Origin of the sequence: Ralstonia pickettii (assembly GCF_001699815.1) — a bacterium.
Lineage (GTDB): Bacteria > Pseudomonadota > Gammaproteobacteria > Burkholderiales > Burkholderiaceae > Ralstonia > Ralstonia thomasii.
The window spans coordinates 52,295-79,154 of the sequence record NZ_MCGB01000069.1; the positions used below are offsets into that span (position 1 = coordinate 52,295).

Below are 26,860 nucleotides of genomic sequence, written 5' to 3' on the forward strand. Positions count from 1 at the left end.
TTACAGCACTTCCGGCGCGAGCGACACGATCTTCATGAAGCGCTCGGTACGGAGTTCGCGAGTGACCGGCCCGAAGATACGGGTGCCGATCGGCTCAAGCTTGGTGTTCAGCAGCACGGCGGCATTGCCGTCGAACTTGATGAGCGAGCCGTCGGGACGGCGCACGCCCTTGGCGGTGCGCACCACCACGGCGTTATAGATATCGCCCTTCTTCACGCGACCACGCGGGGCAGCATCCTTGACGCTGACCTTGATGATGTCGCCGACGCTGGCGTAGCGGCGCTTCGAACCGCCCAGCACCTTGATGCACATGACTTCACGCGCACCCGTGTTATCGGCCACTTCGAGCCGGCTTTCTGTCTGAATCATGGTGTTCTCGTCCCAACTTAATTCGCCAAACGCACAATGCGCAGAGGCGATCAGTCTTGGTCCCGCCGGCTGCTGGCATTGCGCCAACTGCGATTGGGTTGATCAACTTGAAGTCGGTAGCTGCCCGACGGCGATTGCCGCCTGGCCCATTCGCTTTTCCCCCTTACCCGAGCCGCCAGCATATTTGCCAGCCACCCTCACAAAGGGAAAGACCGAGACTATATCACATAATCTCGGCCGTGCAACAGCAAACTGCTCCGCTGTTGTTTTAGATCACGCGTGCAGCTTCAAGCAGACGCGACACCACCCACGACTTGGTGCGGGAGAGCGGACGCGATTCCGTGATCTCGACCTTGTCGCCTTCGTTGTACTGGTTGGCTTCGTCGTGCGCATGGTACTTCTTCGAGCGCACCACGTACTTGCCATACAGCGGATGCTTGACGCGGTTTTCGATCAGGACCGTGACGGTCTTGTCCATCTTGTTGCTGACAACGCGACCGACGAGCGTGCGCTTCAGGGACGTTGCGGCTTCAGTCATTTCTGGTTCCCCTTCTGGCCCAGCACGGTGCGGACACGCGCGATGTCACGACGCACCTTCTTCAGCTGGCTGGTGTTCTGCAGCTGTTGCGTCGCTTTTTGCATGCGCAGGCCAAATTGGGCCTTCAGCAGCTCGGAGAGCTCCTGGTTCAGCCCAGCGACATCTTTGTCGCGCAGTTCGGATGCTTTCATGGTGTGTACTCCTTACGTTCCGACCTGACGCACCACGAAGCTGGTCGCGATCGGCAGCTTGGCAGCGGCCAGGCGGAATGCCTCGCGTGCCAGTTCTTCGCCAACGCCGTCCATTTCGTACAGCATCTTGCCCGGCTGAATTTCAGCCACGTAGTATTCCGGGTTGCCCTTACCGTTACCCATACGGACTTCGGCAGGCTTCTTCGAGATCGGCTTGTCCGGGAAAATCCGGATCCAAATGCGGCCGCCACGCTTGATGTGACGGGTCATCGCACGACGCGCCGACTCAATCTGACGTGCGGTCAGACGGCCACGGCCCATCGCCTTCAGACCGAATTCGCCGAACGAGACCGCGTTGCCGCGCGTCGCGATACCGGTGTTACGGCCCTTCTGCTCCTTGCGGTACTTCCTGCGCTTAGGTTGCAGCATGTTTATTCTCCAGTCTTCGCGTCGGTGCCACGACGGGCACCCGCACCAGCACCGCGGCGCTGACCGGCCGGGCGACCTTCGCCCTCACGGCGACGACCTTCCGGGCGACCCGGACGCTTGCGACGCTCTTCTTGCGGCTCTTCCACGACGGGTGCGTCGTTGCGACCGAGATGGTCACCCTTGTACACCCACACCTTGACACCGATGATGCCGTAGGTGGTTTCCGCTTCGGAGAAGCCGTAGTCGATATCGGCGCGCAGCGTGTGCAGGGGCACACGGCCTTCGCGGTACCACTCGGTACGAGCGATTTCGATGCCGTTCAGACGGCCCGAGCTCATGATCTTGATGCCTTGGGCACCCAGACGCATCGCGTTCTGCATCGCGCGCTTCATAGCGCGACGGAACATGATGCGGCGCTCAAGCTGCTGCGTGATCGAATCTGCGATCAGCTGCGCATCGACTTCCGGCTTGCGGATTTCTTCGATGTTCACGTGCACGGGCACGCCCATGCGACGCTGCAGTTCAGCCTTCAGCAGTTCGATGTCCTCGCCCTTCTTGCCGATCACCACGCCCGGACGCGAGCTGTAAATGGTGATACGGGCATTCTTGGCCGGACGCTCGATGACCACGCGGCCCACCGACGCGTTCTTCAGCTTCTTCTTCAGAAACTCGCGAACCTCGATGTCTTCCTTGAGCATGCCGGCAAACTGGGTGTTGCTCGCGTACCAACGCGATGCCCAGTTACGGCTGACAGCCAGACGGAAGCCAGTCGGATGAATCTTCTGTCCCATCGTGACCCCTTAGTTGCCCAGCGTCACAGTGATGTGACAGGTTTGTTTCTCGATGCGGTTGCCACGGCCCTTCGCACGCGCCGTGAAGCGCTTGAGCGACGTGGCCTTGTCGATGTAGATCGACTTGACCTTCAGCTCGTCGATGTCGGCGCCTTCATTGTGCTCGGCGTTCGCGATGGCGGACTCAACCACCTTCTTCACGATGCCAGCCGCCTTCTTCGGGCTGAACGTCAGCACGTTGAGCGCGCGCTCGATCGACAGGCCGCGAATCTGGTCAGCGACCAGGCGCGTCTTCTGTGCGGAGATACGGGCGCCGCGATGAATCGCTTTAACTTCCATGATTGCCCCTTATCGCTTCGCTTTCTTGTCGGCAGCGTGGCCCTTGAACGTACGCGTGAGCGCAAATTCGCCGAGCTTGTGGCCAACCATGTTTTCCGTGACATACACGGGCACGTGCTGACGGCCGTTGTGAACGGCGATCGTCAGGCCGATGAAGTCCGGCAGAATGGTCGAACGACGCGACCACGTCTTGATGGGCTTCTTGTCCTTCGTCTGCACTGCCGCCTCAACCTTCTTCAGCAGGTGGGCGTCAATGAAAGGACCCTTTTTTACGGAACGAGTCATATCTAAGCTCCTACCTACCGATTAACGCTTGTGACGGCGCTGAACGATCATGCTGTCAGTGCGCTTGTTACGACGGGTGCGGTAGCCCTTGGTCGGCGTGCCCCACGGGGACACCGGATCACGGCCTGCTGCAGTCTTGCCTTCACCACCACCATGCGGGTGGTCGACCGGGTTCATCACCACACCGCGAACGGTCGGGCGAATACCGCGCCAACGGGTTGCACCGGCCTTGCCGATCTGGCGCAGGCTGTGCTCTTCGTTGCCGACTTCACCAATGGTCGCGCGGCACTCGATGTGCACGCGGCGCACCTCACCCGAGCGCAGACGCACTTGAGCGTAGATGCCTTCGCGAGCCAGCAGCACGGCGGACGTACCGGCCGAACGGGCAACTTGAGCGCCCTTGCCCGGCAGGATTTCCACGCAGTGGATCGTCGTACCGACCGGGATGTTGCGGATCGGCAGGTTGTTACCGGCCTTGATCGGCGCTTCCGAGCCGTTAGCGATGGCTTGGCCAACCACAGCGCCCTTCGGGGCGATGATGTAGCGGCGCTCGCCGTCAGCGAACAGCACGAGCGCGATGTTGGCGCTACGGTTCGGATCGTATTCCAGACGTTCGATCTTGGCCGGAATACCGTCCTTATCGTTACGCTTGAAGTCGACGACGCGATAGTGATGCTTGTGACCACCACCCTTATGACGGGTGGTAATGTGGCCGTTGTTGTTACGACCCGACTTCTGGATTTGCTTTTCCAGCAGCGGAGCGTGCGGCGCGCCCTTGTGAAGGTCGGGGTTAACGACCTTCACCATCGAGCGGCGGCCCGGCGATGTCGGCTTGGTTTTGACGAGTGCCATGATTACTTGGCCTCCGCTTCAAAATTGATTTCCTGGCCCGGCTTCAGCGAAACATAGGCCTTCTTCACGTGGTCACGACGACCCATGAAGCGACCGAAGCGCTTTTGCTTGCCCTTCTGATTCAGGATCTGGACGGACTCGACTTCGACCTTGAACAGCAGCTCGACAGCGGCCTTCACTTCGCCCTTGTTGGCGTCGCGAGCCACTTCGAACACGACCTGCTCGTTCTTCTCGGCCACCAGGGTTGCCTTTTCAGACACCACAGGCGCCAGCAGCACCTGCATCAGGCGATGGTCGTTCTTGGCAACTTGCGTCATTTCAGCAACTCCTCGATCTGCGCGACGGCTGCCTTGGTTACGAGCACCTTCTTGTAGTGCACGAGCGACAGCGGGTCGGCGTGACGCGGCTCAACCACGAGCACGTGCGCCAGGTTGCGCGATGCCAGGAAGAGGTTTTCGTCCAGGTTATCGGTAATCACGAGCACCGAATCCAGGCCCATGGCGCGGAACTTGTCGGCCAACAGCTTGGTTTTGGGCGCGTCGACGGACAGGCTGTCAACGACGTTGATGCGACCTTCACGGGCAAGCTGCGAATAAATCGAGCGCATGCCGGCGCGGTACATCTTCTTGTTGACCTTCTGCGAGAAGTTTTCTTCCGGGCTGTTCGGGAAGATACGACCACCCCCACGCCACAGCGGGGAGGAGCTCATACCTGCACGGGCGCGGCCCGTACCCTTTTGACGCCACGGCTTTTTGGTCGTGTGCTTGACCTCTTCACGGTCCTTTTGCTTACGGTTACCGCTGCGAGCGTTGGCCTGATAAGCGACGACGACTTGGTGAACGAGGGCTTCGTTGTAGTCACGGCCGAACACTTCCGGCGAGGCAGCAACGCCAGCGCCGAGTTGACCGTTGTCCTGGAGCAGCTTCAGTTCCATGCGTTTGCTCCTTATGCCTTCTTGGCGCGGGCCTTCACGGCCGGCGTGACGATGACTTGACCGCCCTTGGCGCCCGGAATCGCACCCTTGACCAGCAGCAGCTTGCGCTCTGCGTCGATCTTGGCGATTTCCAGATTCTGAACGGTACGGGTGACATCACCCATGTGACCGGTCATGCGCTTACCCGGGAACACGCGCCCCGGATCCTGCGCCATACCGATCGAGCCCGGCACGTTGTGCGAGCGCGAGTTACCGTGCGAGGCGCGGCCCGACGAGAAGTTGTAACGCTTGATGGTACCGGCGTAGCCCTTACCAATCGTCACACCCTGGACGTCGATCTTCTGACCGACTTCGAACAGGTCGACGCTGATGTTCGCGCCCGGCTGGAATTCAGCGGCACGAGCGGCATCCACTCGGAATTCTTTGATGACTTCGCCCGCTTCCACGCCGGCTTTGGCGAGATGACCCGCCAGCGGCTTGGTGACGCGGCTGGCGCGTCGGGTGCCGAAGGTGACTTGAACCGCGGTATAACCGTCGGTCTCGTCCGTCTTGATTTGCGTCACGCGGTTGTCGCCGACCTCGAGCACGGTGACGGGAATCGAATCGCCGTCGTCCGTGAAAATACGGGTCATGCCAACCTTGCGACCTACAAGGCCAAGGCTCATGGTTTGCTCCATTCCCAGCTGCGATTGGCCGGGGCTGATTGATACTACGAATCTTGAACTGGACTGCGCCTAAAGAGACAGCGCGAGGCCAAACGGCCAGCCCACTCCCCTGACTAAAGGGGTAGCCCTACAATATATCCGGGTTACGAACAATATGCAAGGGCGATTGCCGGATAGACGTCCGGACGTCGCGGACGATGCAACATTCAGCGCTCAAAAGCAAAACGGCGAGCACTTAGCTCGCCGTTTGCCCGTTACCGGAAGGGTCCGGTAGCGTTGTCTTGCTTATTGCAGCTTGATCTCGACGTCCACGCCAGCCGGCAGGTCCAGCTTCATCAGCGCGTCAACGGTCTTGTCCGTCGGGTCGACGATGTCCATCAGGCGCTGGTGCGTGCGAATTTCGAACTGATCGCGGCTGGTCTTGTTGACGTGCGGCGAACGCAGAACGTCGAAACGCTGGATGCGGGTCGGCAGGGGCACCGGGCCCTTGACGATCGCGCCAGTGCGCTTGGCGGTTTCAACGATTTCAGCGGCCGACTGGTCGATCAGGCGATAGTCGAAAGCCTTCAGGCGGATACGGATCTTCTGGTTCTGCATGATGTTTCCTTAAAGAGCATGGCGGTCGGGCCGCCGGTAGATTGAAAGAGCGATGCAACAGGCGATGCGCCGCACCCCTTACGAGGAACAGCGCATCGATCCGCCTTTTACTTCAGGATCTTGGCAACGACGCCAGCGCCCACGGTACGGCCGCCTTCACGGATGGCGAAGCGCAGACCTTCTTCCATGGCGATCGGGGCGATCAGCTTGACGGTGATCGACACGTTGTCGCCCGGCATGACCATTTCCTTGCCTTCCGGCAAGGCGATCGAGCCGGTCACGTCCGTCGTACGGAAGTAGAACTGCGGACGGTAGTTGTTGAAGAACGGCGTGTGACGGCCGCCTTCGTCCTTCGACAGGATGTAGACCTCGCCCGTGAATTCCGTGTGCGGCTTGATCGAGCCCGGCTTGGCCAGCACTTGACCGCGCTGAACATCTTCGCGCTTCGTGCCGCGCAGCAGAATGCCGACGTTGTCGCCTGCCTGACCTTGGTCCAGCAGCTTGCGGAACATTTCCACGCCCGTGCAGGTGGTCTTGTCGATCTTCGGCTTGTCGCCGTCCACGGCGATACCGACGATTTCGATTTCTTCGCCGACCTTGATGATGCCGCGCTCGATACGGCCGGTCACCACGGTGCCGCGACCCGAGATCGAGAACACGTCTTCCACCGGCATCAGGAATGCACCATCAACTGCGCGTTCCGGCGTCGGGATGTAGGTGTCCAGTGCGTCGGCCAGGTTCATGATGGCCACTTCGCCCAGTTCGCCCTTGTCGCCTTCCAGCGCCAGCTTGGCCGAACCCTTGATGATCGGGGTGTCGTCGCCCGGGAACTCATACTTCGACAGAAGTTCACGCACTTCCATCTCGACCAGTTCCAGCAATTCAGCGTCGTCCACCATGTCGCACTTGTTCAGGAAGACGATGATGTACGGCACGCCGACCTGACGGGCCAGCAGGATGTGCTCACGCGTTTGCGGCATCGGGCCGTCAGCGGCCGAGCACACCAGGATGGCACCGTCCATCTGGGCGGCACCGGTGATCATGTTCTTGACGTAGTCGGCGTGGCCCGGGCAGTCAACGTGCGCATAGTGACGGTTGGCCGTCTCGTACTCGACGTGCGCGGTGTTGATCGTGATGCCGCGTGCCTTTTCTTCCGGCGCTGCGTCGATTTCGTCGTACTTCTTCGCTTCGCCACCAAACTTGGCGGACAGCACGGTTGCGATCGCTGCGGTCAGCGTGGTCTTACCGTGGTCAACGTGACCGATCGTACCAACGTTCACGTGCGGTTTGGTCCGTACAAACTTTTCCTTTGCCATGTCAGCTCCTCAATTCGGAATGGGCTAATTGCTAGATATTGATTGAGGGCGATCGCACACGCGATCACCCAAAACACATTGATTACTTACCTTCGCTGGACTTCTTCATTACTGCGTCAGCGACGTTCTTCGGTGCCTCAGCGTATTGCTTGAATTCCATGGTGTACGTGGCGCGGCCTTGCGTGGCCGAGCGCAGCGACGTCGAATAACCGAACATCTCCGACAACGGGACTTGGGCCTTGACGATCTTGCCGCCACCGACCATGTCGTCCGTGCCTTCCACGATGCCACGACGGGACGACAGATCGCCAATCACGGTACCCATGTAGTCTTCCGGCGTTTCCACTTCCACAGCCATCATCGGCTCAAGCAGAACCGGAGTGGCCTTGCGCATTGCTTCCTTGAAGGCCATCGAGCCGGCCATGCGGAACGCGTTTTCGTTCGAGTCCACGTCGTGGTACGAACCAAACGTCAGCGTGACCTTCACGTCCACCACCGGGAAACCCGCCAGAATACCGGCCGGCAGCGTGTCGACGATGCCCTTTTCGACCGCCGGGATGTATTCGCGAGGAATCACACCGCCCTTGATGGCGTCGACGAACACGAAACCATTGACCGCAGCAGCAGCTGCTGCTGCCGTCGTTGCCGCCGCCTTCGCTGCCGCCTTCTCTGCTTCTTCCAGCGGTTCCAGCGTGATCACGGCGTGTCCATACTGACCGCGGCCGCCCGATTGCTTGACGAACTTGCCTTCGACGTCTTCAACCTTCTTGCGAATGGTTTCGCGGTAGGCAACCTGCGGCGCGCCGATGTTGGCTTCCACACCGAATTCGCGCTTCATGCGGTCGACCAGAATTTCGAGGTGGAGCTCGCCCATGCCCGAAATGATGGTCTGGCCCGATTCTTCATCGGTACGCACGCGGAACGACGGATCTTCAGCGGCCAGGCGGTTCAGGGCGATGCCCATCTTTTCCTGGTCAGCCTTGGTCTTGGGCTCGACAGCCTGCGAGATCACCGGCTCCGGGAACACCATGCGCTCGAGAATGATCGGAGCGCTCGGGTCGCACAGCGTGTCGCCCGTAGTGGCGTCCTTCAGGCCCACCGCGGCGGCGATGTCACCTGCCAGCACTTCCTTGATTTCTTCGCGCTGGTTGGCGTGCATCTGCAGAATACGGCCCAGACGCTCCTTCTTCTGCTTCACCGGGTTGTACACGGTGTCCCCGGAGTTGATCTTGCCCGAGTAGACGCGGAAGAAGATCAGCTGACCAACGAACGGGTCGGTCATGATCTTGAACGCCAGTGCCGAGAACTTTTCGTTGTCGTCGGCCTTGCGCTCGAGCTTCTTCTCTTCGTCGTTTTCGTCGATGCCCTGAACCGGCGGAATGTCGACCGGCGACGGCAGGAAGTCGATCACGGCGTCGAGCATGCGCTGCACGCCCTTGTTCTTGAACGCGGTGCCGCACAGCATCGGCTGGATTTCGCAGGCAATGGTACGGTCGCGCAGCGCCTTGACGATCTCAGCACGGGACAGCTCTTCGCCGCCCAGGTACTTTTCCATCAGCTCTTCGCTGGCTTCAGCTGCCGACTCGACCATCTTCTCGCGCCACTCGTTCGCGACGTCAACCAGATTGGCCGGGATGTCGTGGTATTCGAACTTCACGCCCTGGCTGGCTTCGTCCCAAATGATCGCCTTCATTTCCAGCAGATCGACGACGCCCTGGAAGCCGTCTTCAGCGCCGATGGGCACCACGACGGGCACCGGGTTGGCCTTCAGACGGGTCTTCAGCTGGTCGTAGACCTTGAAGAAATTCGCGCCAGTACGGTCCATCTTGTTGACGAACGCCAGACGCGGCACCTTGTACTTGTTGGCTTGGCGCCAGACGGTTTCCGACTGCGGCTGCACGCCACCCACTGCGCAGTACACCATGCACGCGCCGTCCAGCACACGCATGGAACGCTCCACCTCGATGGTGAAGTCCACGTGGCCCGGGGTGTCGATGATGTTGAAGCGGTGCTCGGGGTAGTTGCCGCCCATGCCCTTCCAGAAGGCGGTGGTCGCAGCAGACGTGATGGTGATGCCGCGCTCTTGCTCCTGCTCCATCCAGTCCATGGTGGCGGCGCCATCATGCACTTCACCGATCTTGTGGTTCACACCGGTGTAGAACAGGATCCGCTCGGTCGTGGTGGTTTTGCCGGCGTCGATGTGAGCGGAAATACCGATGTTACGGTAGCGCTCAATGGGGGTCTTACGAGCCACGGTTAATCCTCAGATTCGTCAACGGGGCGCTGGCCCACGGCCAAGCGCCCCTAATACAAATGGGCGAGATGTGCGCACACAGCCCGCCCAGCAACCAACAACGTCTCGCGTCGCTTAGAAGCGGAAGTGCGAGAACGCCTTGTTGGCTTCAGCCATGCGGTGCACTTCGTCGCGCTTCTTCATGGCGCCGCCGCGGCCTTCCGAGGCTTCGAGCAGCTCACCAGCCAGACGCAGGGCCATCGACTTCTCGCTGCGCTTCTTCGCAGCTTCCCGCAGCCAACGCATCGCCAATGCCAGACGACGCGACGGCCGGACTTCGACCGGCACCTGATAGTTGGCGCCACCAACACGACGGCTCTTCACTTCGACCACCGGCTTGATGTTGCCGATAGCCAGCGTGAACACCTCGATCGGCGCCTTGCCTGCTTTCTTCTCGATCTGGTCGAACGCACCGTAGACGATACGCTCAGCCACCGACTTCTTGCCGTCCAGCATGAGGACGTTCATGAACTTGGCGACTTCCACATTGCCGAACTTCGGGTCCGGCAGAATTTCCCGCTTGGGGACTTCACGACGACGTGGCATCTTCTTTCCTTCTCTGTTCAGTTGAGAACCGCTTCGGTTCTCCGGCCACCAACTAGCTTGTCTTCCAACAATCTGAGCCGGGTGACCACTTACTCGACGGTGCCAGTGCGGTCAAAAAACGCACCGTTGTACCGCCTGCTCATGACAAGACCGTGACCGCAAAAGCGGCGCGATCTCACTGACGACTTAGGCCGCCTTCGGACGCTTCGCGCCGTACTTCGAACGCGCTTGCTTACGGTCCTTGACGCCTTGCAGGTCAAGGGAGCCGCGCACGATGTGGTAACGCACACCCGGCAAGTCCTTCACACGGCCGCCGCGGATCAGCACGACGCTGTGTTCTTGCAGGTTGTGGCCTTCACCGCCGATGTACGAAATGACTTCGAAACCGTTGGTCAGGCGCACCTTGGCGACCTTACGCAGTGCCGAGTTCGGCTTCTTCGGCGTCGTGGTGTACACGCGGGTGCACACGCCGCGACGCTGCGGGCAGTTCTCAAGTGCCGGGCTCTTGCTCTTCAGCTTTTCCGAGACGCGGGGCTTGCGAACCAGTTGATTGATGGTTGGCATTGTTCAATCCAGCTTGGTTTTTGAAAAATCGCCGGCTCACATAACGTGAACGCCTCATTTGTGAGGCGGACGGCGCAATCGGGTTTTATGGAAGTGGCGAGCAGAACGCTCTGAAGGGAGGACCTGCGGGAACAGATCAAGACCAAAGAGCGCGAGCCCGTCTGATTTCAGATGCCTTGCACAGCATTTGCCGGGCATGGACGCGCGAAACCAGAAGCCAAAAACTCGAATCTGGCACTATAGCGGCCTGTCTTGCAAGCGTCAAGCGCGCCGCCAGTCTGGCGATGAGCCAGTTGGTCAGCAGCGGCGCGGTGTGGCGCCGATGGCACGCTGCGCACTGGTGGGCCATACGAAAACGAGCGCAGCGGCCACCACAAACCCGAGCGCGAGAACCGATACGCCGATCCAGCCGGCGCGCAACCAGGCCGCACCGGCCAAACCGCCGCCTGCAGCCGCACCAAAGAAGAACGCCCCGGTGTACAGGCCGTTCACGCGCCCCCGGACCTCGGGCGGCAACGCGTTGACCATATAGCGGCCGAGCGCCTGGTCGCCGATGGCGCCAAAGTCCAGCAACAACGCTGCGGCGGCCAGCATCACCAACATGACAGGGACGCTCAGGTCTGGCAGCAGCGCCGAAGCCAGCGCCAACAGCAGACCCGCCGCCGCACTGCCATGCGCGAGCAGCGTACCAACGCGCACCAAGCCGCGATCCGCCAGCCGTCCGGCGATGGGCGCCGCCACGACGCCGGCCGCGCCGCACAGCGCAAAGATGCCGATGCCGTTCTGCGAAAGATGGAACGGCGCGGCCGCCAGCCGCAGTGCAACAGCGGTCCAGAACAGCGTGAAGGCCGCCATCAGCAAAGCTTGGGTGGCAGCGCGGCGACGCAATACCGGTTCGGTGCGCAGAAGATGGCCATACGACTTGAGCAACGCACCGTACGACAGCGCACGCGGCGGCACGAAGGTCGGCATCACACGCGGCAGAAGGACGGCCAGCACGGCAATCGCCACCGCAGATGCGCCGTAGAACGCACGCCAGCCCCATTGCGCCGCGATCAGGCTGGCCGCCGGGCGCGACAGCAGGATGCCCAGGTTCAGGCCGATCATGATGTCGCCGAGCACGCGCCCGCGCCGGTGGTCTGCGGCCAGGCGCCCTGCCAGCGCAATCAGCATCTGAATGACCGTCGACGTAAGGCCGATGGCGAAGGCGGCCAGCATCAGCACCCGGCCGCTGTGCGCTACGGTGGTCAGCGCCAGCGAAGCCACCGCGCCCCACAGCGTGCGCGAGGCCAGCGCGCGGTTGTCCTGCAAATCGGTCAGCGGCATCAGCAGCAACAGGCCGATGCCGTAGCCGACGAGTGTGGCAGTCACCAGCAGCCCGGTGGCGGCGGTGGTCCAGCCGATACTTGCGGCGATCTCGGCGACAAGCGGCTGGATGCCGAACAGGTTGATGACGATGAGCCCGACGGCGGCTGCAAACAACGGCGTGGCACCGCGGGGGAGCGCGTCGGCGGGCGACGGGTTGGAAACGGCGACGGCAGGGGCTTCGGTGGTCATGATGAAGGGGACGAAGAATCGGAGACCCCATCCTAGCCAGCCGATTCGCGCAGATTAAGGTAGCCTCTGGCGCCATATTGTTTCCATAAGTGCGCAAATATGGATCGACTCTCCGACGTGGTGGTCTTCGTGCAGGTGGTGGAGCGCGGCAGCCTGTCGGCGGCGGCCGATGCCATGGGCATATCGCGCGGTGTGATCAGCAAGGCGCTGGTGCGGCTGGAGGCGCGGTTACAGACGCGCCTGCTGCAGCGGACAACGCGGCGCCTGTCACTCACCGAAGCGGGCGCGGCGTTCTTCGAGAAAAGCCGCGAGGGCCTGGCGCTCGTCGATGCAGCCGAGCAGGCCGTGAGCGCCTTGCGCGATGAGGCGCGCGGCACATTGCGGGTGTCGGCGCCGGCCTCGTTTGCGGTGACATTGCTGGCGCCGCTCCTGGGCGCATTCCAGGCGCGCTACCCGGCCGTGCAGATCGACCTGGACATGAACGACCGCTACGCCGACCTTGTCGCCGGGCGCATCGACGTGGCGATCCGCATTGGCATGTTGGAGGACTCGTCGCTGGTAGCGCGGCGGCTGGCGAATTGCGCGCACGCCATCTACGGAGCGCCATCGTATTTCAGCAAGAACGGCATTCCGCGGTCGCCCGAGGATTTGCGCGACCACAACTGTCTGGTCTACGCCAACTACGACGGACCCTATGACTGGGTGCTTACCGATGCCGACGGACAGCGCCATGTCGCGCACGTTACGGGCTCGATGCTAGCCAACAACAGCCTCGTCCTGCGAGAGGCGGCGCGTTCAGGGCTGGGCGTGTCGCTGGGGCCGGCGTATCTGGTGCGCGACGATATTGCGGCCGGCCGCCTGCAGGCGGTGCTGACGGACTACACAGCGCGGGAGGTGCCCCTGCACGCCGTCTTCACGCAGCGTGTGCACCTGCTGCCAAAGGTGCGGGCGTTTGTCGATTTTCTGGGCGACCACCTGCGCAGCACCGCCGTGATGGGGCCATTGCCGCTGTCCGCCTAGGCTTGCTCGCGGCACTTCTCCAGTACGTCGAGCAGCGCCTGGCCGTAGCGGTCCAACTTGGCCATGCCGATACCCGGCAGCTCGCCGAGCGCCTCGCGCGAATCCGGATCGGTCTCGGCAATGCGCGCAAGCGTCGCGTCGTGGAAGATCACATACGCCGGCACGCTGTGCTCGCGCGCGGCCTGCGTCCGCCAGGCCCGCAACGCCTGCCAGCGCACCTGCGCCTCGGTGGAAAGCTCGGCGGCCGGATCGGCGCGACGCTCCTTCTTCGTCGACGATGACGACGCGCCGCGCACCTTCTCGGCCTGACGGCGCAGGATCACCGATTGCGCGCCCTTGAGCACGGGGCGCGCGGCATCGGTCAGGATCAGCGCACCGTGGCCGCCGTGGTCCACCGCAAACAAGCCCTGCGCAACCAACTGACGGAATACGCTGCGCCAAGCGGCTTCGGACAGATCGCTGCCGATGCCGAAGGTGGACAGCGTTTCGTGGTGCCACTGCTTGATGCGCTCGGTTGCGTTGCCGCGCAGGATGTCGATGAGCTGGCCCGCGCCAAAACTCACGCGGCTGGCTTGCTGGACGCGGTATGCGCAGGACAGCGCCATCTGTGCCTCGCGTGTGGCATCCCAGGTTTGCGGCGGCGTGAGGCACGTATCGCAGTTGCCGCAGGGCTGGCTGCTTTCCCCGAAGTACGCGAGCAGCGCCACACGGCGGCAGGTTGCGGCTTCGCACAGGCCGAGCAGCGCTTCGAGCTTGGCGGTTGAGACGCGCTTATGCACATCGTCCGCATCGGACTCGTCGATCATCCGGCGCTGCTGCACCACGTCGGCCAGACCGTAAGCCATCCAGGCGTTGGCGGGCATGCCGTCACGGCCCGCACGGCCAGTCTCCTGATAGTAGCCCTCCAGGCTCTTGGGCAGATCCAGGTGGGCAACGAAGCGGACGTCCGGCTTGTCGATCCCCATGCCGAAAGCGATGGTCGCCACCATCACGACGCCTTCCTCCTTGCGGAAGATGGCCTGATGGCGTGCGCGCACGTCGGAGTCCATCCCGGCGTGATACGGCAGCGCGCGGATGCCCTGCTCGGCCAGCCACTGCGCGGTCTCTTCCACCTTCTTGCGCGACAGGCAGTAGACGATGCCGGCGTCGCAGGTGTCGCCGTCCATGTGCTCGGCGCGAATGAAGCGCAGCAGCTGCTGCCGCGCGCTGTCCTTCTCGACGATGGTGTAGCGGATGTTCGGGCGGTCGAAGCTGGAGAGGAAGACGCGGGAACCCGTGAGCGCGAGCCGTTCGATGATCTCGTCCCGCGTGACCGCATCGGCCGTGGCGGTGAGCGCGATGCGCGGCACGTGCGGAAAACGCTCGTGCAGCACGGAAAGCTGGATGTACTCGGGCCGGAAATCGTGCCCCCATTGCGACACGCAGTGCGCTTCGTCGATGGCGAACAGGCCGATGCGCGATCGCTCAAGCAACTCGAGGAAGCGCGGCGTCATCAACCGCTCGGGCGCCACGTAGACGAGATCCAGCCGGCCCGCCGCCAAATCTCGCTCGACCTGGGCGGCCTCGGCGCCCGTCAGCGCGGAGTTGAGGTACGCGGCGCGCACGCCGGCTTCTTCCAGCGCGGCCACCTGGTCCTGCATCAACGCGATCAGCGGCGAAACCACAATGCCGGCGCCCTGCCCGCGCCGGTGCCGCACGAGCGCCGGTATCTGGTAACAGAGCGATTTGCCACCGCCGGTCGGCATCAGCACGAGACAATCGCCGCCGTCGGCGACGTGCGCGACGATTTCCGCCTGCGGGCCGCGGAAGGCGCTGTAGCCGAACACATCGTGCAGCACCGCATGCGTCGCGGCGGCGGTGTCTTCGGGCAGCGCCTGCAGCGCGTGGTCTATGGCGGGAGAGTCGTACATCGGGACGGCGGGTGCGCGCAGTGTCACGCGCGGGCTGGGCGAAACCGCTATTGTGACAAACCCCGCCGAGGGGTGGTCAATCAGGACAGTCGGATTGTGGGCAACGCAGCGATCAGACCGTGCGCGCAACGATGCGATGGATCGTCCGCCCCGACGACTGGCTGACAGCCGCTTCGTCGAAAACCACCTCAGTGCCGGCCAGCGCCTCGCGCACGGGCGCCGCATCGAACGACGTGAAGAGCCGGCCGCGCCCATCGCGCTGGTCGGCGTCGGGCGTGACGCGCCAGCTCAGATACAGCGTGCCGCCCGCGCGCAACAACGACACCAGCCGCTGCACCGCCGCGCCAATCTGCTCGGGCGGCAGATGCATGATGACGGTCTCGCAGAGGACGTTGTCGAACGCGCCTTCGGCAATGCCGACCAATTCAGGCAAAAGCGCCTGCCGGAACGACAGGCCAGGATACTGCTCGCGCGCCGCTTCCAGCAGCGCGGCCGACGCGTCGTAGCCAACGGCCGGATAACCATTGGCGTTGAGCCACGCCACCTCGCGGCCCGCGCCGCAGCCGATGTCGGCGGTGGCGCCGCCTGCCTTGAACTCACGGCGCAGCAACGCATACAGGTCTTCAGGCGCCGGCTGATCGCGCCACTCCTGCGCGAAGGTTTCGGCAAGGGTGTCGTAGGCGGCAACAGTCTGGGAGTCCATGGCGATCCTATTTCATCGTGAAACTGCGTAACAGCGTCAGATCGCCGGCCTTGCGCATCGGCACGACAAACGTCTGCTGGCGCTCGGACGGCGTGTTCTCGTCGGTGATGATGCTGACGGTGGCGGTGGTGATCGCACTGCTGTCATTGCCGCTGCCGTAGTAGTTCACGTAGACGAGATACGTGCCAGGCACGGGCGCCGGATTCGAATAGATCTCGGGACCATACCCGGTGGTGACGTCCACGTCGAGCGCCCCACCGTTTTCGACCACGCGGTTGCCGTACCAGGCATGCTGGCCATCGGGCGAAATGACGTGCAAGTCGAGATCGGTGCCATCGGTGTCCCACGACAGGACCACGCGCAAACGCGGACGCTGCTTGCCGGCGTAGCTGTCGTAGAACTGCACACGCTTGGCGTCGCCGCGCGCGCTGCGCACCTCCACGCTGTTGCTGCCGGCGCCAAATGCATACGGGCGCGAGAACGTACCGTCGGCCTCGATGCGCTGCGGCATGGCCACGCCATTGACGATCAGCGTGCCCACCGACGAGCCGTCGGCGCCACGGCGGCGGCGCGGCTTGCTTTCGTCCATTGCTGCAGCAGCCTTCGGCTGGTTGCGGATGCGCCCGGCGATCATCGACGCCACACCCTGCCCTTGGGGCGTCGACACCGATACGGCCGGGTAATGCACGTCCTGCGTGTAGCGGGATTCATCGCCCGCCGAATTGCGCCAGCCATTGAGCGGCGCAGTCATCTCGATATTGCCGGCGTCGGTTTGCGCAAGCACGCTCCCAGCGGCCGCAAACGCGGCCAGCGCGATGGCAGCGGCGAGACGGAAAGTGGAAGGCATCATGTGCGTCACGTCAGAAGCGGATCGATTTCATCAGCGCCAGCTCGCCGATCTTGCGCAGCGGCACACTGACGAACTCGCGCCGCTCGTTGGGCGTGTTCTCGTTATAGATCAGCGTCAATTGTGCGGTGATGAGATCCCGGTCATGTGCCTTTTCGTCGAAGTTGTAGCCGCCGGCGTTGAAGTTGCCCCAATAGTTCACGTAGAACAGCCACACGCCCGGGCGTGGCGCGGCGGTCGAGAAAATCTCCGGCCCGGCACCGTCGACGCTGTCCACGTCGAGGCCGCCGCCGTCGGACAGCAGCGGCTGCGCCCAGAACGCGTGGTCGCCAATCGGCGAAATGACGTGCATGTCGACCTCGGCGCGCGGGTCGTCCCACGTGAGGACGGCGCGCAGCTTGGCCGATGTCTTGGTGGTGTCGGCCTCGTAGAACTGCAGGCGTTGGCGTGACTGCCCGTCGGCGCCGACGATTTCGACGCTGTTCGAGCCGGGGCCGAACGCCCAGGGGCGCGCAAAACGGCCTTCGCCATCGCCATACAGCGGCATGGCGTTGCCGTTGACGACGAGCACCGGCGGGCGGCGCTGCTTGCCGGCCGCGCGGATGCGCCCGGCGATGAGCGTGCGGTACTTTTGCGCGCCACGGTCCACGGGGGGTTTCGGATACGCCGCGGTGTACTGTTCCAGCTCGTTGGTCAGCTTGCTGTTGCGCCAGCCGCCGATCGGCCCTTCCAGATCGGCCACCGGCTCAGCCAGCGCCGAAGCGGCCAGCAGCAGCGCGACAGTGCACAGCGCCAAGCGCGTCATCCCACTCTTCACAGCAAACCCTCCCCTCGAATCAGGCGACGCGCCATCGCCTCGACAAACTGTTCGTCCTGCCCGCGCGGGTGGCGCGCAAAGGCGAGGTGCAGATACTCGTGCGTCAGCGCGATGCGGTCTTCCTCGGTCGCAAGGCGGTGCACGTACAGCCGGTTGCGGCGCGCATCGGCATACGGCCGGCCCTCGTGCACGACGCACACGGCGGGCAGCGGCGGCGTCTCATAGCCCGCCTCTGCGCGAAGACGCGCGGACCAACCGGGCGCACGCGCCTGGAGCCACTGCTGTGCCCCTGCCACGGGTGAACAATCCCCAGCCACCGGGCTCTGAAATGACGTGAGCGTCGCCTGCGGCCACCACTGCGCGAGGATGGCGTCGAACCCCTGGCCGCGCTGAGCAGCGGCGCGCGCGGCGGTCCAGCTCATCTGGCCGCGCGCGCTGATGGTGCCGTGGTATTGCACGGACTGGCCCGCCAATACCAGCGTGTCGGTAAATTCGGCTGCGTTGCGTGCGGCGGCCATCGGCGGGCGCGGCAGCACACGCTGGGTGCGCGAGCTGTCGGCGATTCGGTAGCAGCCCCTGTCGCGCGAGGCGTGCTGCACGAGGTAGCTGCGCGCCGCCACGGCCAACGCACGCGCTGCCTGGGGCTCGGCGAGTTCGCCTTCGCGCTCAACCACCCGTGCCACGTAATCGTTCATGCCCAGGCGGCCGGTAATGACCGGCACGTTGTTCTGGCGCGCGAGCGTCAGCTCCCCCTTGCTCTCGATGGGCAGCGTGTTGCCGTTGACGAAGCGCACGGCGTAGCGGCCTTCCAGGCGACCGGCGGCGACCGGCTTGCCGCTGGCGTCGCGCACTTCGCGAATCGGGTAACGCGCGAAGAAATCCACCACGACACAGGCATCGTCGTCGGGCACGGGCGTCTGCTCGATCAGCGGCGTAAGGCGCGGGGCGGCAGCGGCCAGCACCTGGTTGCTCGACCCGGCACCGCCGAGCCAGACGGGCGTGCCGTCGACCAGCCAGCCCGCGGCGCCGCCGATCGACGCGCCGGGGTGCTGCGGGTCGGGCATCGTCCACGTCTTGGCGCGCAGCAGGCCGCCGAAGTCCGACACCGTGCCCTCGCCACGCCCGACGGTCAGCACAGAGACGAGCGTTTGCGCGGCAGTTTCGCGCCCATCGGCCGGAACGCTGCGCAGCGCGGTGAGCAGATCGGCGACCGGCACGCGATGCGTCGGCTGCATGGCACGCAGATCACGCAGCCACGCGGGCGATCCGGCCTGCTGCCAGAAACGGCGCCAGTCCGCGCGGTCCAGCCCGAGGCGCACCGGTTCGAAATAGCGTCCGCACGATTGGATGAGCGCGCGCTCGCGGTCGATGCTGTTGCCGGCGGTGCAGCAGTAGACCTCTTCGGCGTCGTTGCCGTGACACGTGTAGTCGGGCGTGTTGATGCGCCGCGAGACGAGATAGCTGTAGACGAAGAGCTTCCAGACGCTGCCGAGCGGTGTTTCGGTGTCGCGCGGCAACGCGGTGGCCTGCGGCACGCCGCCGGCGGGGTCAACGCTGAATTGCCATAGCTTGGCGTCATCGCCTTGCAACGCTGCATATCGCAACGATGGAAGTGACTGGCCCACCGGCGCAGCGATGGCGTACCCGGCAAGCGCGCAGGCGCCGGCGGCCCAGAGGACGCCGGTCAGCACACTGCGCGCGAGCAGGCGGGAAGGCATCGCCAGATCACTCCACCTTGAACGGATAGCTGGCGGTCTTGCCGTCGCCCTGGAACGCCTTGGCTTCCGGCTGGTACATGCGGAAGTAGCGCACCGGCGGCAGTGCAAAGCGGCCCGGCAGCGAGAAGCGCACCAGCTGGCGCAGCACGGTCGGGCGCTCCAGCGCGGGCACCGGCTGGTTGTACGAGAGCTGGCCCATTTCATACGCGGCTTTGCGCTCGAACGCCTGCGCGCCATTGCCTTCGTTCGGCTCACCCTTCAGGCCGTCGATCTGGATGCCCCATGTGGTGGCCTCCACTTCGGCGCCCGGCGGCAGCGGCACTTCGACCAGGCCGTAACGATACGTGCCCTGGCGCGGGGTCAGCACGACCTCGTCGACGTAGAGTGCGTTGCTGTCGAGTGTGTCGCCCGGCTTGACCGGCTTGGCGGTAAAGGCGATGCCGCTGCTGCTGGCGCCGGCCGCCGGCTGCTTGGGCGCTTTGGGGTCCGGCTTGGCCGGTGCCGAATCGAGTGGCTCCAATCGGTACAGCTTGCGCTCCACCGTGATCGGCAGCTTGGAGGCCTCAGCCGCGCGGCTGCGGTACGACACGATGGCCGATTGTGTGGTCACGTCGGTCGGAGCCGCCGTCAGGTCCAGCGCGGCGGGGGCTTGTGCGCCGGTCCAGCGCCACGTCGGCACACCAACCGGAGAGCGCGTCGCCTGCCAACCGCCCGCCGAGACGGCCGGCTGGATGGTGGCAACGCTGGCGCCTTGCAGGCCACCCAGACCCTTCTGCAGCCAGACCAGCGCGACAGCACGGTCGATCGTCGGCAGGGCCGCGCTGGCGCGCGCCAGCAGCGGCGCCGGGTCGGCAGCCGAGCGCCCGCCGCCCATCAGCAACAGGCTCTGCACCAGCGGCGAGGTGTTGGCAGCCAGCGCACTGCGTGCAGCAATCTCGGCAGAGACCAGCGCTTCCGGCACCGGCTGACCGATCTGGCGCATCAGCTGTGCCGTCAGCACCGTCGCGACCTGGCGCCCGCGCGGCGAATCCGGCGCCACGAAGATCAGGCTGTCGCCCGCTGCGGGGTCGGCATCAGCCGTGGCCTTGGCCGCCTTGCCGCCACTGGGCGCAAGCTCGTTAGCCACGCCTGAGAGCGGCGTCGCCACCGGCAGGCCCATCTCATTGGCAAACCACAGCGCCAGCGCGCGGTGCAGCAGCGGCTCGTTCTGGCTGGTGCGCTTGTAGGCTTCGAGCACCTGCTTCCAGTTGTCTGCCGGCAGGCTGATGCCGACCGAACGGCTGGCAAGCCAATCCGCGTAATACGCATACGACGTGATCAGCGCGCTGCTGGTGGTCAGCTCGCCCCACCAGCCGAAGGTGCCGTTGGTGCCTGCCAGCAGTGCGAGACGCTGGCGTTGCGTGCGCAGCAGCGCGTCGACGCCTTGCGTGCCGGCCGGACCGCCATCGCCCAGGCGCGTGCCGGTGGCTGCCAGACTCTGCTGGGCGAGTGCCAGTGGGATCAGGCGGCTGGCCGTCTGCTCGGCGCAACCGTACGGATATTCGATGAGGTCATCGGCCACGCGAGCAAACTGGCTGGCGGTGTTGCCGACCACCCGCAGGCGCACGTCGCGCGCATCAGCCGGCAGGCCAAGCGGCAGGCGCGTGCCCTGCAACTGCGTGAGCGGGACGACGTTTTCGCGGTCGGCCAGCCAGCCGGTCGCATCCAGCTTGAGCGTGGTCTGCAGGCGGTCCGAAACCTTGTCGTCCTGCTTCAGCTCGGCATTCACCACACCCGCCTGCAGCGCCGTGACGGGCGCGCGCAGGTAGTTGGCGCCGCGCTTGAGCGTCACGCGCTGGTTGATGTTCAGGCCAGCGCCCGAGACGATCCAGTCGGCGGTGATGTCCTTGTCGGTTTGGTTGAAGGCGACCATGTCCAGGCGCGGCTGGTCGGTCTCGCGGAAGCGTTGTGGGCCCGTCCATTTCAGGTACAGCCGTTTGTCGGAGCGGATGCTCGCGGTGCGCTGGCCGACGATGCCGTCCGATGCGCCGGTGGTGGACACCGCGCGCACCGTGATGCGCCAGCGCGCCAGCGAATCCGGCATCTTGAAGGTCATGCGCGCACGGCCGTCGGCGCCGGTCTGCAGGTTGGCGACCCAGGCAGCGGTGTCCTGCTCATCACGGCGGGGACGCTCGAGCACTTTCACGCCGCGCTCGTTGTGGCGGCCATACGTGCCGCCCGGCTTGCCCGGCAACGAGGCGAGCGCCAGGTCGTAGCTGATGAAACTCTGGCTCGACGTGGTGCGCACGCTGTTGCGGCGGGGGTGGTAGAAGAAATCGACGATGCTGGGCGCCACTTCGGGCTGCAGCACGTAAATCATTTCGTCGACCACCGACACGGTCAGGTTGGCCGGCACGGGCTTGCCCGCCAGCGCGCTGGTCAAGTCCAGCGTGACGGTCTCGCCCGGCGCGTAGACGGCCTTGTCCGCATGCACGCCCAGGTCCAGCGTCGGTTGCGTGACGACGATGCCGGCGTTCTGGAACACCATGTCGCCATCGCGCACGTATAGCACCGAGAACGTCATGTTCGGCGCGAACTCCGCACCGATCTTGATGCGGGCGCGGTACTGCGACGGCGTGACCTTCTGCAGGCTCAGCCATTCGCCGCCGCGCGTGAGCAGCGCGTGGTGCTCGACCTTGTCACGTTCGAGCGTGAGCAGCGCATCGTCCACCGGCAGCGGGAACGTGATCAGCGCTTCGGCCGTGTCGCCAATCTGGTAGCGATCGCGGTCGAACACCATTTCGATGTTGCCCGGCACAGTCTGCACGCCATCGCCGGCCACCCAGTGGCTTGATGCGGCAAGCAGGTTGCCGGCCGCATCGCGCACCGACAGCGTGTACGAACCCGGCTGGTCGAACTTGACCGGGAACGTGGCGTTGCCCTTGGCATCCGGCGCGAGCGTGCCTTCGGTGCGCGTGCGCGTTTCCAGGCGCACCAGATCCCACTTGGCGGGCGGCGCGCTGGCACCGCTTGCGCCACCGACAACCGGCATCGGCGTGAGCGTGAACGACACGTTCTGGCCCGGCGTGGTGAAGTTCGACGTGGTCGACAGCTTGTACGGCGTGGCGCCGCGCGCGATCAGCAATTCGCGCGTGACCTTCACGCGGTACGCCGCGCCGTCGTTGGCAAACACGGTCACCACGTAGCGGCTGGGCTCCTTGGCGGCGGGCAACTCCAGCTTGGCGTTGCCGTCACCATCGGTGGTCAGCTCCTGCTGCTCCAGCTTGACGGGGAACAGGCCCGCGTAACGCAGTTCGCCCTCCACCATCGTCACCTGTTGTGCGCGCAGGTTGACCGACACCTTGCCGTTCTTGACCGGCTTGCCGTCCGGATAGCGCAGGCTGATCTTGCCCTTGACCGCTTCGCCCGTGCCGTAGCTGGCCTTGTCCAGCGACAGGCTCACGTCAAAGTGCGGCTTGATGTATTCGGCCACGCGGAAGGCGCCGCCGTACGTGCCGCCGTTGTAGTCGAAGCGCAGCGAGTAGCCACCGGCCGGTGCGTTGGATGGCAGCGTAAAGCGCGCGTCGGCGCCCATCTCGCCCGCCAGCCCCGTGGTGGAGGTGGCCACCGGCGCGCCGTTCGGGTCAAGCACTTGCAGCTTGATGTCGCCGGCCGCCGGCACGGTCGATTCGATCGCGTTCTTGAAATTGCGGCCGATGAACTTGACGCTGACTTCGTCGCCGGGGCGATACAGCGGGCGATCGGTAAAGGCGTACAGCTTGGTGTTGTAGATCTCGCTGTCGTAATAGAAATTCTCGGAGATGAACACGCCGCCCGCGCGGTCGCTGCCGATCACGTAGCTGCGTTCGGGCGACACGTGGCGCAGGTCGGCCGTGCCGTCGACCTCGGTGGTGCCGGAAGCGAGCACGCCTACGCCGTCGGTCCAGTTCACCGATGCACCGCTGACCGGCTTGCCGCTCTTGCGCTCGGCCGTCCACACCATCATCCCTTGCGAAGTGCCCTTGGTGACGGCCACGGTGTCCGACACAAACAGCAGCGTGTGCGCACGGTACGCGCCAATCACGGCTTCAACGATGTACAAACCGGCGGGCAGCTTGCCAACCGGGATCATCACGTTGCCGGCGTTCTGCGGCATCCATTCGCTGCTGCTGCCCTCGAGCTTCACGTCCTTGGGCGGTGCGATGGGCTTGGCGTCCCAGATCGGGTAGCGAAAGCGGCCCAGCAGTTCGTAGCCCTTGAGCGGCGCGTACTGCGGGTTGTTCGAGAAGCGCGTGGGCGCGGTCATCTGATCGCCCATGCTGAACTGCGGCGCAGTCTCTACGGCCTTGCTGCGCGTGGCGAACGACAGCACGCGTTGCCAAGCGCGGCGGGCCTGGCGCGTCCAGTTGTCCCACAGATAGGCGAGCGTGTTGGCCAGACCTTCGCCCGTGTAGTTGGCCTTGACGTCGATGCGGTGCAGGTTCTTCTGCGCCTTCAGAAATTCCAGCGGCTGGGGCACGCGGTAGACGAGGATGTCCGCGCCGCCGTAGCGGGACAGTTCGTCCTTGTACTCGCGGCCCGGCGCTTCAAGGCGGACCATCGCTTCCTGATCAGTCCCGTAGCTCGCATCCGAGAGCAGGAAGAACGGCTGCCCCTTGAACGGCTCGTAGCCGCTGCCCGGCACGTCGAACAGCGTTGGGTTCGGCGCTTCCTGCGCATCGGCCGCGTGCGCTGTCGACACCGAAGCGACCAACGCCAGCACCGTCACGCAGACGGCGGCAACGAGATTGAACGACAGCCAACGGTTGCGCATGAGTTTTTCTACCGTGTCAAAAAGGCCAGACGAAACACGCCGATGAAGTTGGGGTTGCCGCTCTGCGGCTGCCAGCGCGAGTCTTTCCATTGCATCAGTTCAGAGACCGGGACCGCACGCAGGCCGTTGTCGGTGCGGGTAACGGTGCCGGTGTGGTAGGCGATGTAGCGATCCATCCAGATCATCAGATGCTGGTCGTCGCCTTGATCGAAGAAGAGCAGATCGCCAGGGAGCGCCTGGTTGACGTCCTTCGCAATGAATCGGCTGTTCTGCTGGATGAGCCCGAGCGCCGACACATACGCGCCGGTGCTGCCGTCGAAGCGCGCCCACCGCTGCGTGAGCGTGCGCTGGGCGGGCGTGAGATTCAGCTCGGGCGGCAGTTGCCGTGTGGATTCTGCATCGCGCATGCCGTTGGCGCGCAGCCAGCGGGCGTCGTGCGTGCGCAGCGCCTCGCCGGCGGCAAAGCGCACCAGCCCGGCACAGTCGCGGTGCGTCCAGCGCGGCGTCGGGCCCTGGCGGAGCTGCTCGTTGACGATGCGCACGAACCACGCACGGAACATGCTGGATTGGTCCGGCGTGAGCGCATCGGCATCCGCGGGCGCCGTATCGGCCCAGCCTGACAGCGCATGCACAGACGGAGCGAGCAGGCTGGCTCCCACCGCCGTCAACCAACGGCGGCGGTTCAACGCAGCGGCCTGGGCGCGCAGCGTCATTGCGAGCTGGTGCTGTCTTGGGAAGCGGGCGCCACCGCCGTGGCCGGCACATCCGCCGACGGCCCTGGCGATACCGCTGCGTCAACCGCCGCCGGCGTGCCATCTCCGCCGGCAGGCAGGCCGCGCCCGCTCGACAGCCACGTCACCGGCACCCAGCCGCGCGACGACAGCACACCGCCATCCAGCGCCAGCGACACCGGCGCGTACCCCGACAACGCCTTGAGCTTGGGAAACAGATGCGTCTGCGCGGCGTTGAGGAACACCGCTTCCTGATCGGCGGGCAGCGCGGCACCGGCTTCGCGGCGGACGAGCGGCGCGAGCGACGCGGGCGTCATCGTCAGGACGATGCGATCGGCCTTGTCCTTCGGCAGGCTATCCGCCACGGCGGGGAAGCGCTTCGCGAGCACCGCCAGGGCGTCTTCAACGAGGCGCGCGTCTGGCGAGAACACGACCACGTCGCCCGCAATGGCCAGCGTGACCGGGAAGTAGCGATCCGCCGACAGCTGCGCCGCAAACGGTGCACCGGCCGATTGCGCTGTACCGTAGCGCGCGCTGACCGGGCGCTGCCACAGCGTGGCGTTGGCGGGGCCCGGCTTTGTCGTCACCGGCAGGCGCTTGTACGGACCGGACTTGTCGTCGGCCTGCGCCTTGGCTTCGTACGAACCGACAATCTGGCCGAACAGCGCGCCGAGCGCCGGCTTGACCGCCTCGGCCTGCGACGCCGACGACAGCTTCGCCACGAACAACGGCGCCACCAGCGACGACTTGCCGTACCAGCACGCAGCGGCTGGCCCTGCAAACGCATCGCCGACGTGCGCGGCGGCTTCGCTAATCTCCTTGGCGTCGCCGGCCACGGACTTCAGCAGCGTGCCGGCGGCCTTCCAGTCGACCGGCAGTGTCGCGCACGCGGCAGGATCAGATGGCAACGCGCGCCAAAGCGCGGCGTTGTCCCACTTTGCCGACAGCCGCGCCGGGTCGATGAGCGCGGCGCTCTGCCAGCCGTTGCCCGCGCCGTCCTTACCCGATCCGAAGTCGAAACGCAGCGCTTCAATGCCAGGAAAATACTGCTGATAACCGAATGACAGATAGTTGGCGCTCACCACAACGTGATGGCCCGTCGGCTCCTGCGCGGGCAGCGCGTACGCCGTGGCTTGCACGTTGCGCTTGCCGGCATCGTCGGAAAACAGGGCCGCCAGCGCGTTCGCCTGCTTGGAAATCGGCTTGCCGTCCTTATCCAGCAGCATGCCGGGCTCGGACAGCGCGATCAGCCGGTCGCCCTTGCTGGCAATCAGGATCGAACGCGTGGCCGAGAGCCTGAGCGCGTAGACCGGCGCGCCCGAATCGCCCAGCCCATCGGCGACCTTGCTGAGCTGCGCGTCGCTCGTCGCCACGGTGGCGACGGCTTCCAGCGCCTTGGCCAGGCCGTTGCGCTGCATCGAGAGCACCCAGTAGCGCAGCTTGTCGTCCGGGCCCCGCCACAGCATCACGCGCGCGGGCTCGTCAAACACATGCTTGAGCACGGTCTCGGCCAGATCGAGCTTCTGCTCGTACGCCAGGCGGCGCAGCGCACCGGCCACCGAGAGGCGGTCGTCGTTGCCTTCGTAATAGGCGACGAAATCTTCGGTCAGCACATCGCGCAGCAGCGGCACGCGCAGCACGTCGCGCGGCAGTTGCGACAGGCTTTGGCTGTCGATCAGGGCGTCGGGATAGGTCAGATCGAGCTGGACCTGGCGGGCGTGCAGCGCGCGTGTACGGCCAAACGGGTGCCAGACCATCTGCACCACCGCCGTGCCGGCAACGACCAGGGCGACCGCACCAACGGCGATCTGCTTGCGTGTGAGCTTCATGGAGGAATCGTCGGCAAGGCTGGAGGGGCCGGCGACTTGCTGGAATCTGCTCCGCTGGAGGGCGCGTAGATTGTAAAAAGTGCCGGTCTATAACCGGGAAATCATAGCGGTTGGCATGTTAAGGCGGGTTAACGTCTCAAGAAAATACGGAACCGACAGCACCAGTGTTGTTTGGCGTCTGCACACGGCGCCTTGGCGAAAAGCGGACAAAAAAAAGCCCGGCACAT

General features: G+C 64.6%; 26 protein-coding genes. 1 reads left to right on the forward strand and 25 read right to left on the reverse strand.

The features are described from left to right. From rplN to BEK68_RS13785, 17 genes are all read right to left on the reverse strand, one after another. The gene (gene rplN / locus BEK68_RS13705; protein ID WP_003264129.1) at positions 1–369 is read right to left on the reverse strand and encodes a 50S ribosomal protein L14; all 369 of its coding nucleotides are present in this window, start codon (positions 367–369) and stop codon (positions 1–3) included. A gap of 268 nt (positions 370–637) precedes the next feature. After that, positions 638–907, reverse strand: coding sequence for a 30S ribosomal protein S17 (gene rpsQ, locus BEK68_RS13710; protein WP_004634482.1), 270 nt, complete (start codon positions 905–907; stop codon positions 638–640). Continuing rightward, positions 904–1,098, reverse strand: a complete 195-nt coding sequence (rpmC, locus tag BEK68_RS13715; protein WP_004634481.1) for a 50S ribosomal protein L29 — start codon at positions 1,096–1,098, stop codon at positions 904–906. The genes rpsQ and rpmC overlap by 4 nt, the downstream gene beginning before the upstream one ends. A gap of 12 nt (positions 1,099–1,110) precedes the next feature. Continuing rightward, complete coding sequence (gene rplP / locus BEK68_RS13720; protein ID WP_003264123.1) at positions 1,111–1,527, reverse strand: 50S ribosomal protein L16; 417 nt, start codon at positions 1,525–1,527, stop codon at positions 1,111–1,113. A 2-nt stretch (positions 1,528–1,529) separates the two neighbouring features. Further along, positions 1,530–2,318: a 30S ribosomal protein S3 gene (gene rpsC, locus BEK68_RS13725; RefSeq protein ID WP_004634480.1), complete on the reverse strand. Its 789-nt coding sequence runs from the start codon at positions 2,316–2,318 to the stop codon at positions 1,530–1,532. Between the two features lie 9 nt (positions 2,319–2,327). Then, the gene (gene rplV / locus BEK68_RS13730) at positions 2,328–2,657 is read right to left on the reverse strand and encodes a 50S ribosomal protein L22 (protein ID WP_004634479.1); all 330 of its coding nucleotides are present in this window, start codon (positions 2,655–2,657) and stop codon (positions 2,328–2,330) included. Between the two features lie 9 nt (positions 2,658–2,666). Then, on the reverse strand, positions 2,667–2,942 hold the full coding sequence (rpsS, locus tag BEK68_RS13735; RefSeq protein ID WP_004634478.1) for a 30S ribosomal protein S19: 276 nt from the start codon (positions 2,940–2,942) through the stop codon (positions 2,667–2,669). Between the two features lie 21 nt (positions 2,943–2,963). After that, positions 2,964–3,794 carry a 50S ribosomal protein L2 gene (rplB, locus tag BEK68_RS13740; protein ID WP_004634477.1) on the reverse strand — a complete coding sequence of 277 codons (831 nt, stop codon included), beginning with the start codon at positions 3,792–3,794 and terminating at the stop codon, positions 2,964–2,966. Positions 3,795–3,796: 2 nt separating this feature from the next. Continuing rightward, positions 3,797–4,111 (reverse strand): 50S ribosomal protein L23, encoded by a 315-nt coding sequence (rplW, locus tag BEK68_RS13745; RefSeq protein WP_004634476.1) that lies wholly within the window; start codon positions 4,109–4,111, stop codon positions 3,797–3,799. After that, on the reverse strand, positions 4,108–4,728 hold the full coding sequence (rplD, locus tag BEK68_RS13750; protein ID WP_004634475.1) for a 50S ribosomal protein L4: 621 nt from the start codon (positions 4,726–4,728) through the stop codon (positions 4,108–4,110). Before rplD ends, rplW begins: the two co-directional genes overlap by 4 nt. A gap of 11 nt (positions 4,729–4,739) precedes the next feature. Next, positions 4,740–5,393 carry a 50S ribosomal protein L3 gene (gene rplC / locus BEK68_RS13755; protein ID WP_004634474.1) on the reverse strand — a complete coding sequence of 218 codons (654 nt, stop codon included), beginning with the start codon at positions 5,391–5,393 and terminating at the stop codon, positions 4,740–4,742. A gap of 285 nt (positions 5,394–5,678) precedes the next feature. Beyond that, the gene (gene rpsJ / locus BEK68_RS13760; protein WP_004634473.1) at positions 5,679–5,990 is read right to left on the reverse strand and encodes a 30S ribosomal protein S10; all 312 of its coding nucleotides are present in this window, start codon (positions 5,988–5,990) and stop codon (positions 5,679–5,681) included. Between the two features lie 107 nt (positions 5,991–6,097). Continuing rightward, the gene (gene tuf, locus BEK68_RS13765) at positions 6,098–7,306 is read right to left on the reverse strand and encodes an elongation factor Tu (protein ID WP_004634472.1); all 1,209 of its coding nucleotides are present in this window, start codon (positions 7,304–7,306) and stop codon (positions 6,098–6,100) included. Between the two features lie 82 nt (positions 7,307–7,388). Continuing rightward, complete coding sequence (gene fusA, locus BEK68_RS13770) at positions 7,389–9,560, reverse strand: elongation factor G (protein WP_012436583.1); 2,172 nt, start codon at positions 9,558–9,560, stop codon at positions 7,389–7,391. Positions 9,561–9,674: 114 nt separating this feature from the next. Continuing rightward, on the reverse strand, positions 9,675–10,145 hold the full coding sequence (gene rpsG, locus BEK68_RS13775) for a 30S ribosomal protein S7 (RefSeq protein WP_004634470.1): 471 nt from the start codon (positions 10,143–10,145) through the stop codon (positions 9,675–9,677). A 186-nt stretch (positions 10,146–10,331) separates the two neighbouring features. Beyond that, entirely contained in the window at positions 10,332–10,709 is a 378-nt protein-coding gene (gene rpsL, locus BEK68_RS13780) for a 30S ribosomal protein S12 (RefSeq protein ID WP_003265519.1), read from the reverse strand. Between the two features lie 297 nt (positions 10,710–11,006). After that, positions 11,007–12,266, reverse strand: a complete 1,260-nt coding sequence (locus BEK68_RS13785) for an MFS transporter (RefSeq protein ID WP_012436584.1) — start codon at positions 12,264–12,266, stop codon at positions 11,007–11,009. Between the two features lie 99 nt (positions 12,267–12,365). Between BEK68_RS13785 and BEK68_RS13790 the strand changes: the two genes are divergently transcribed. Next, complete coding sequence (locus BEK68_RS13790; RefSeq protein WP_004634468.1) at positions 12,366–13,286, forward strand: LysR family transcriptional regulator; 921 nt, start codon at positions 12,366–12,368, stop codon at positions 13,284–13,286. On the opposite strand, the gene recQ is transcribed toward BEK68_RS13790, so the two are convergent. From recQ to BEK68_RS13830, 8 genes are all read right to left on the reverse strand, one after another. After that, the gene (recQ, locus tag BEK68_RS13795; protein WP_012436585.1) at positions 13,283–15,196 is read right to left on the reverse strand and encodes a DNA helicase RecQ; all 1,914 of its coding nucleotides are present in this window, start codon (positions 15,194–15,196) and stop codon (positions 13,283–13,285) included. The genes BEK68_RS13790 and recQ overlap by 4 nt on opposite strands. Before the next feature lie 112 nt (positions 15,197–15,308). Beyond that, complete coding sequence (locus tag BEK68_RS13800) at positions 15,309–15,899, reverse strand: class I SAM-dependent methyltransferase (protein WP_012436586.1); 591 nt, start codon at positions 15,897–15,899, stop codon at positions 15,309–15,311. 7 nt (positions 15,900–15,906) lie between these two features. Then, the gene (locus BEK68_RS13805; protein WP_012436587.1) at positions 15,907–16,749 is read right to left on the reverse strand and encodes a YfaP family protein; all 843 of its coding nucleotides are present in this window, start codon (positions 16,747–16,749) and stop codon (positions 15,907–15,909) included. A 10-nt stretch (positions 16,750–16,759) separates the two neighbouring features. After that, a complete protein-coding gene (locus BEK68_RS13810) occupies positions 16,760–17,551 on the reverse strand; it encodes a YfaP family protein (RefSeq protein ID WP_027693346.1) in 792 nt (263 codons plus the stop codon). Between the two features lie 8 nt (positions 17,552–17,559). Further along, the gene (locus tag BEK68_RS13815) at positions 17,560–19,281 is read right to left on the reverse strand and encodes a YfaQ family protein (RefSeq protein ID WP_012436589.1); all 1,722 of its coding nucleotides are present in this window, start codon (positions 19,279–19,281) and stop codon (positions 17,560–17,562) included. A 7-nt stretch (positions 19,282–19,288) separates the two neighbouring features. Next, positions 19,289–24,073: an alpha-2-macroglobulin family protein gene (locus BEK68_RS13820; RefSeq protein WP_012436590.1), complete on the reverse strand. Its 4,785-nt coding sequence runs from the start codon at positions 24,071–24,073 to the stop codon at positions 19,289–19,291. Between the two features lie 8 nt (positions 24,074–24,081). After that, positions 24,082–24,786 (reverse strand): DUF1175 domain-containing protein, encoded by a 705-nt coding sequence (locus BEK68_RS13825; RefSeq protein ID WP_012436591.1) that lies wholly within the window; start codon positions 24,784–24,786, stop codon positions 24,082–24,084. Further along, the gene (locus BEK68_RS13830) at positions 24,783–26,633 is read right to left on the reverse strand and encodes a DUF2138 domain-containing protein (protein WP_012436592.1); all 1,851 of its coding nucleotides are present in this window, start codon (positions 26,631–26,633) and stop codon (positions 24,783–24,785) included. Before BEK68_RS13830 ends, BEK68_RS13825 begins: the two co-directional genes overlap by 4 nt. Between the last annotated feature and the right edge of the window lie 227 nt (positions 26,634–26,860).

Excerpts from the sequence above, each read along its gene's own strand:
- rplN (WP_003264129.1), bottom strand. The coding sequence starts at position 369 with ATGATTCAGACAGAAAGCCGGCTCGAAGTGGCCGATAACACGGGTGCG.
- rpsQ (WP_004634482.1), bottom strand. The coding sequence starts at position 907 with ATGACTGAAGCCGCAACGTCCCTGAAGCGCACGCTCGTCGGTCGCGTT.
- rpmC (WP_004634481.1), bottom strand. The coding sequence starts at position 1,098 with ATGAAAGCATCCGAACTGCGCGACAAAGATGTCGCTGGGCTGAACCAG.
- rplP (WP_003264123.1), bottom strand. The coding sequence starts at position 1,527 with ATGCTGCAACCTAAGCGCAGGAAGTACCGCAAGGAGCAGAAGGGCCGT.
- rpsC (WP_004634480.1), bottom strand. The coding sequence starts at position 2,318 with ATGGGACAGAAGATTCATCCGACTGGCTTCCGTCTGGCTGTCAGCCGT.
- rplV (WP_004634479.1), bottom strand. The coding sequence starts at position 2,657 with ATGGAAGTTAAAGCGATTCATCGCGGCGCCCGTATCTCCGCACAGAAG.
- rpsS (WP_004634478.1), bottom strand. The coding sequence starts at position 2,942 with ATGACTCGTTCCGTAAAAAAGGGTCCTTTCATTGACGCCCACCTGCTG.
- rplB (WP_004634477.1), bottom strand. The coding sequence starts at position 3,794 with ATGGCACTCGTCAAAACCAAGCCGACATCGCCGGGCCGCCGCTCGATG.
- rplW (WP_004634476.1), bottom strand. The coding sequence starts at position 4,111 with ATGACGCAAGTTGCCAAGAACGACCATCGCCTGATGCAGGTGCTGCTG.
- rplD (WP_004634475.1), bottom strand. The coding sequence starts at position 4,728 with ATGGAACTGAAGCTGCTCCAGGACAACGGTCAACTCGGCGCTGGCGTT.
- rplC (WP_004634474.1), bottom strand. The coding sequence starts at position 5,393 with ATGAGCCTTGGCCTTGTAGGTCGCAAGGTTGGCATGACCCGTATTTTC.
- rpsJ (WP_004634473.1), bottom strand. The coding sequence starts at position 5,990 with ATGCAGAACCAGAAGATCCGTATCCGCCTGAAGGCTTTCGACTATCGC.
- tuf (WP_004634472.1), bottom strand. The coding sequence starts at position 7,306 with ATGGCAAAGGAAAAGTTTGTACGGACCAAACCGCACGTGAACGTTGGT.
- rpsG (WP_004634470.1), bottom strand. The coding sequence starts at position 10,145 with ATGCCACGTCGTCGTGAAGTCCCCAAGCGGGAAATTCTGCCGGACCCG.
- rpsL (WP_003265519.1), bottom strand. The coding sequence starts at position 10,709 with ATGCCAACCATCAATCAACTGGTTCGCAAGCCCCGCGTCTCGGAAAAG.
- BEK68_RS13785 (WP_012436584.1), bottom strand. The coding sequence starts at position 12,266 with ATGACCACCGAAGCCCCTGCCGTCGCCGTTTCCAACCCGTCGCCCGCC.
- BEK68_RS13790 (WP_004634468.1), top strand. The coding sequence starts at position 12,366 with ATGGATCGACTCTCCGACGTGGTGGTCTTCGTGCAGGTGGTGGAGCGC.
- recQ (WP_012436585.1), bottom strand. The coding sequence starts at position 15,196 with ATGTACGACTCTCCCGCCATAGACCACGCGCTGCAGGCGCTGCCCGAA.
- BEK68_RS13800 (WP_012436586.1), bottom strand. The coding sequence starts at position 15,899 with ATGGACTCCCAGACTGTTGCCGCCTACGACACCCTTGCCGAAACCTTC.
- BEK68_RS13805 (WP_012436587.1), bottom strand. The coding sequence starts at position 16,749 with ATGATGCCTTCCACTTTCCGTCTCGCCGCTGCCATCGCGCTGGCCGCG.
- BEK68_RS13810 (WP_027693346.1), bottom strand. The coding sequence starts at position 17,551 with ATGACGCGCTTGGCGCTGTGCACTGTCGCGCTGCTGCTGGCCGCTTCG.
- BEK68_RS13815 (WP_012436589.1), bottom strand. The coding sequence starts at position 19,281 with ATGCCTTCCCGCCTGCTCGCGCGCAGTGTGCTGACCGGCGTCCTCTGG.
- BEK68_RS13820 (WP_012436590.1), bottom strand. The coding sequence starts at position 24,073 with ATGCGCAACCGTTGGCTGTCGTTCAATCTCGTTGCCGCCGTCTGCGTG.
- BEK68_RS13825 (WP_012436591.1), bottom strand. The coding sequence starts at position 24,786 with ATGACGCTGCGCGCCCAGGCCGCTGCGTTGAACCGCCGCCGTTGGTTG.
- BEK68_RS13830 (WP_012436592.1), bottom strand. The coding sequence starts at position 26,633 with ATGAAGCTCACACGCAAGCAGATCGCCGTTGGTGCGGTCGCCCTGGTC.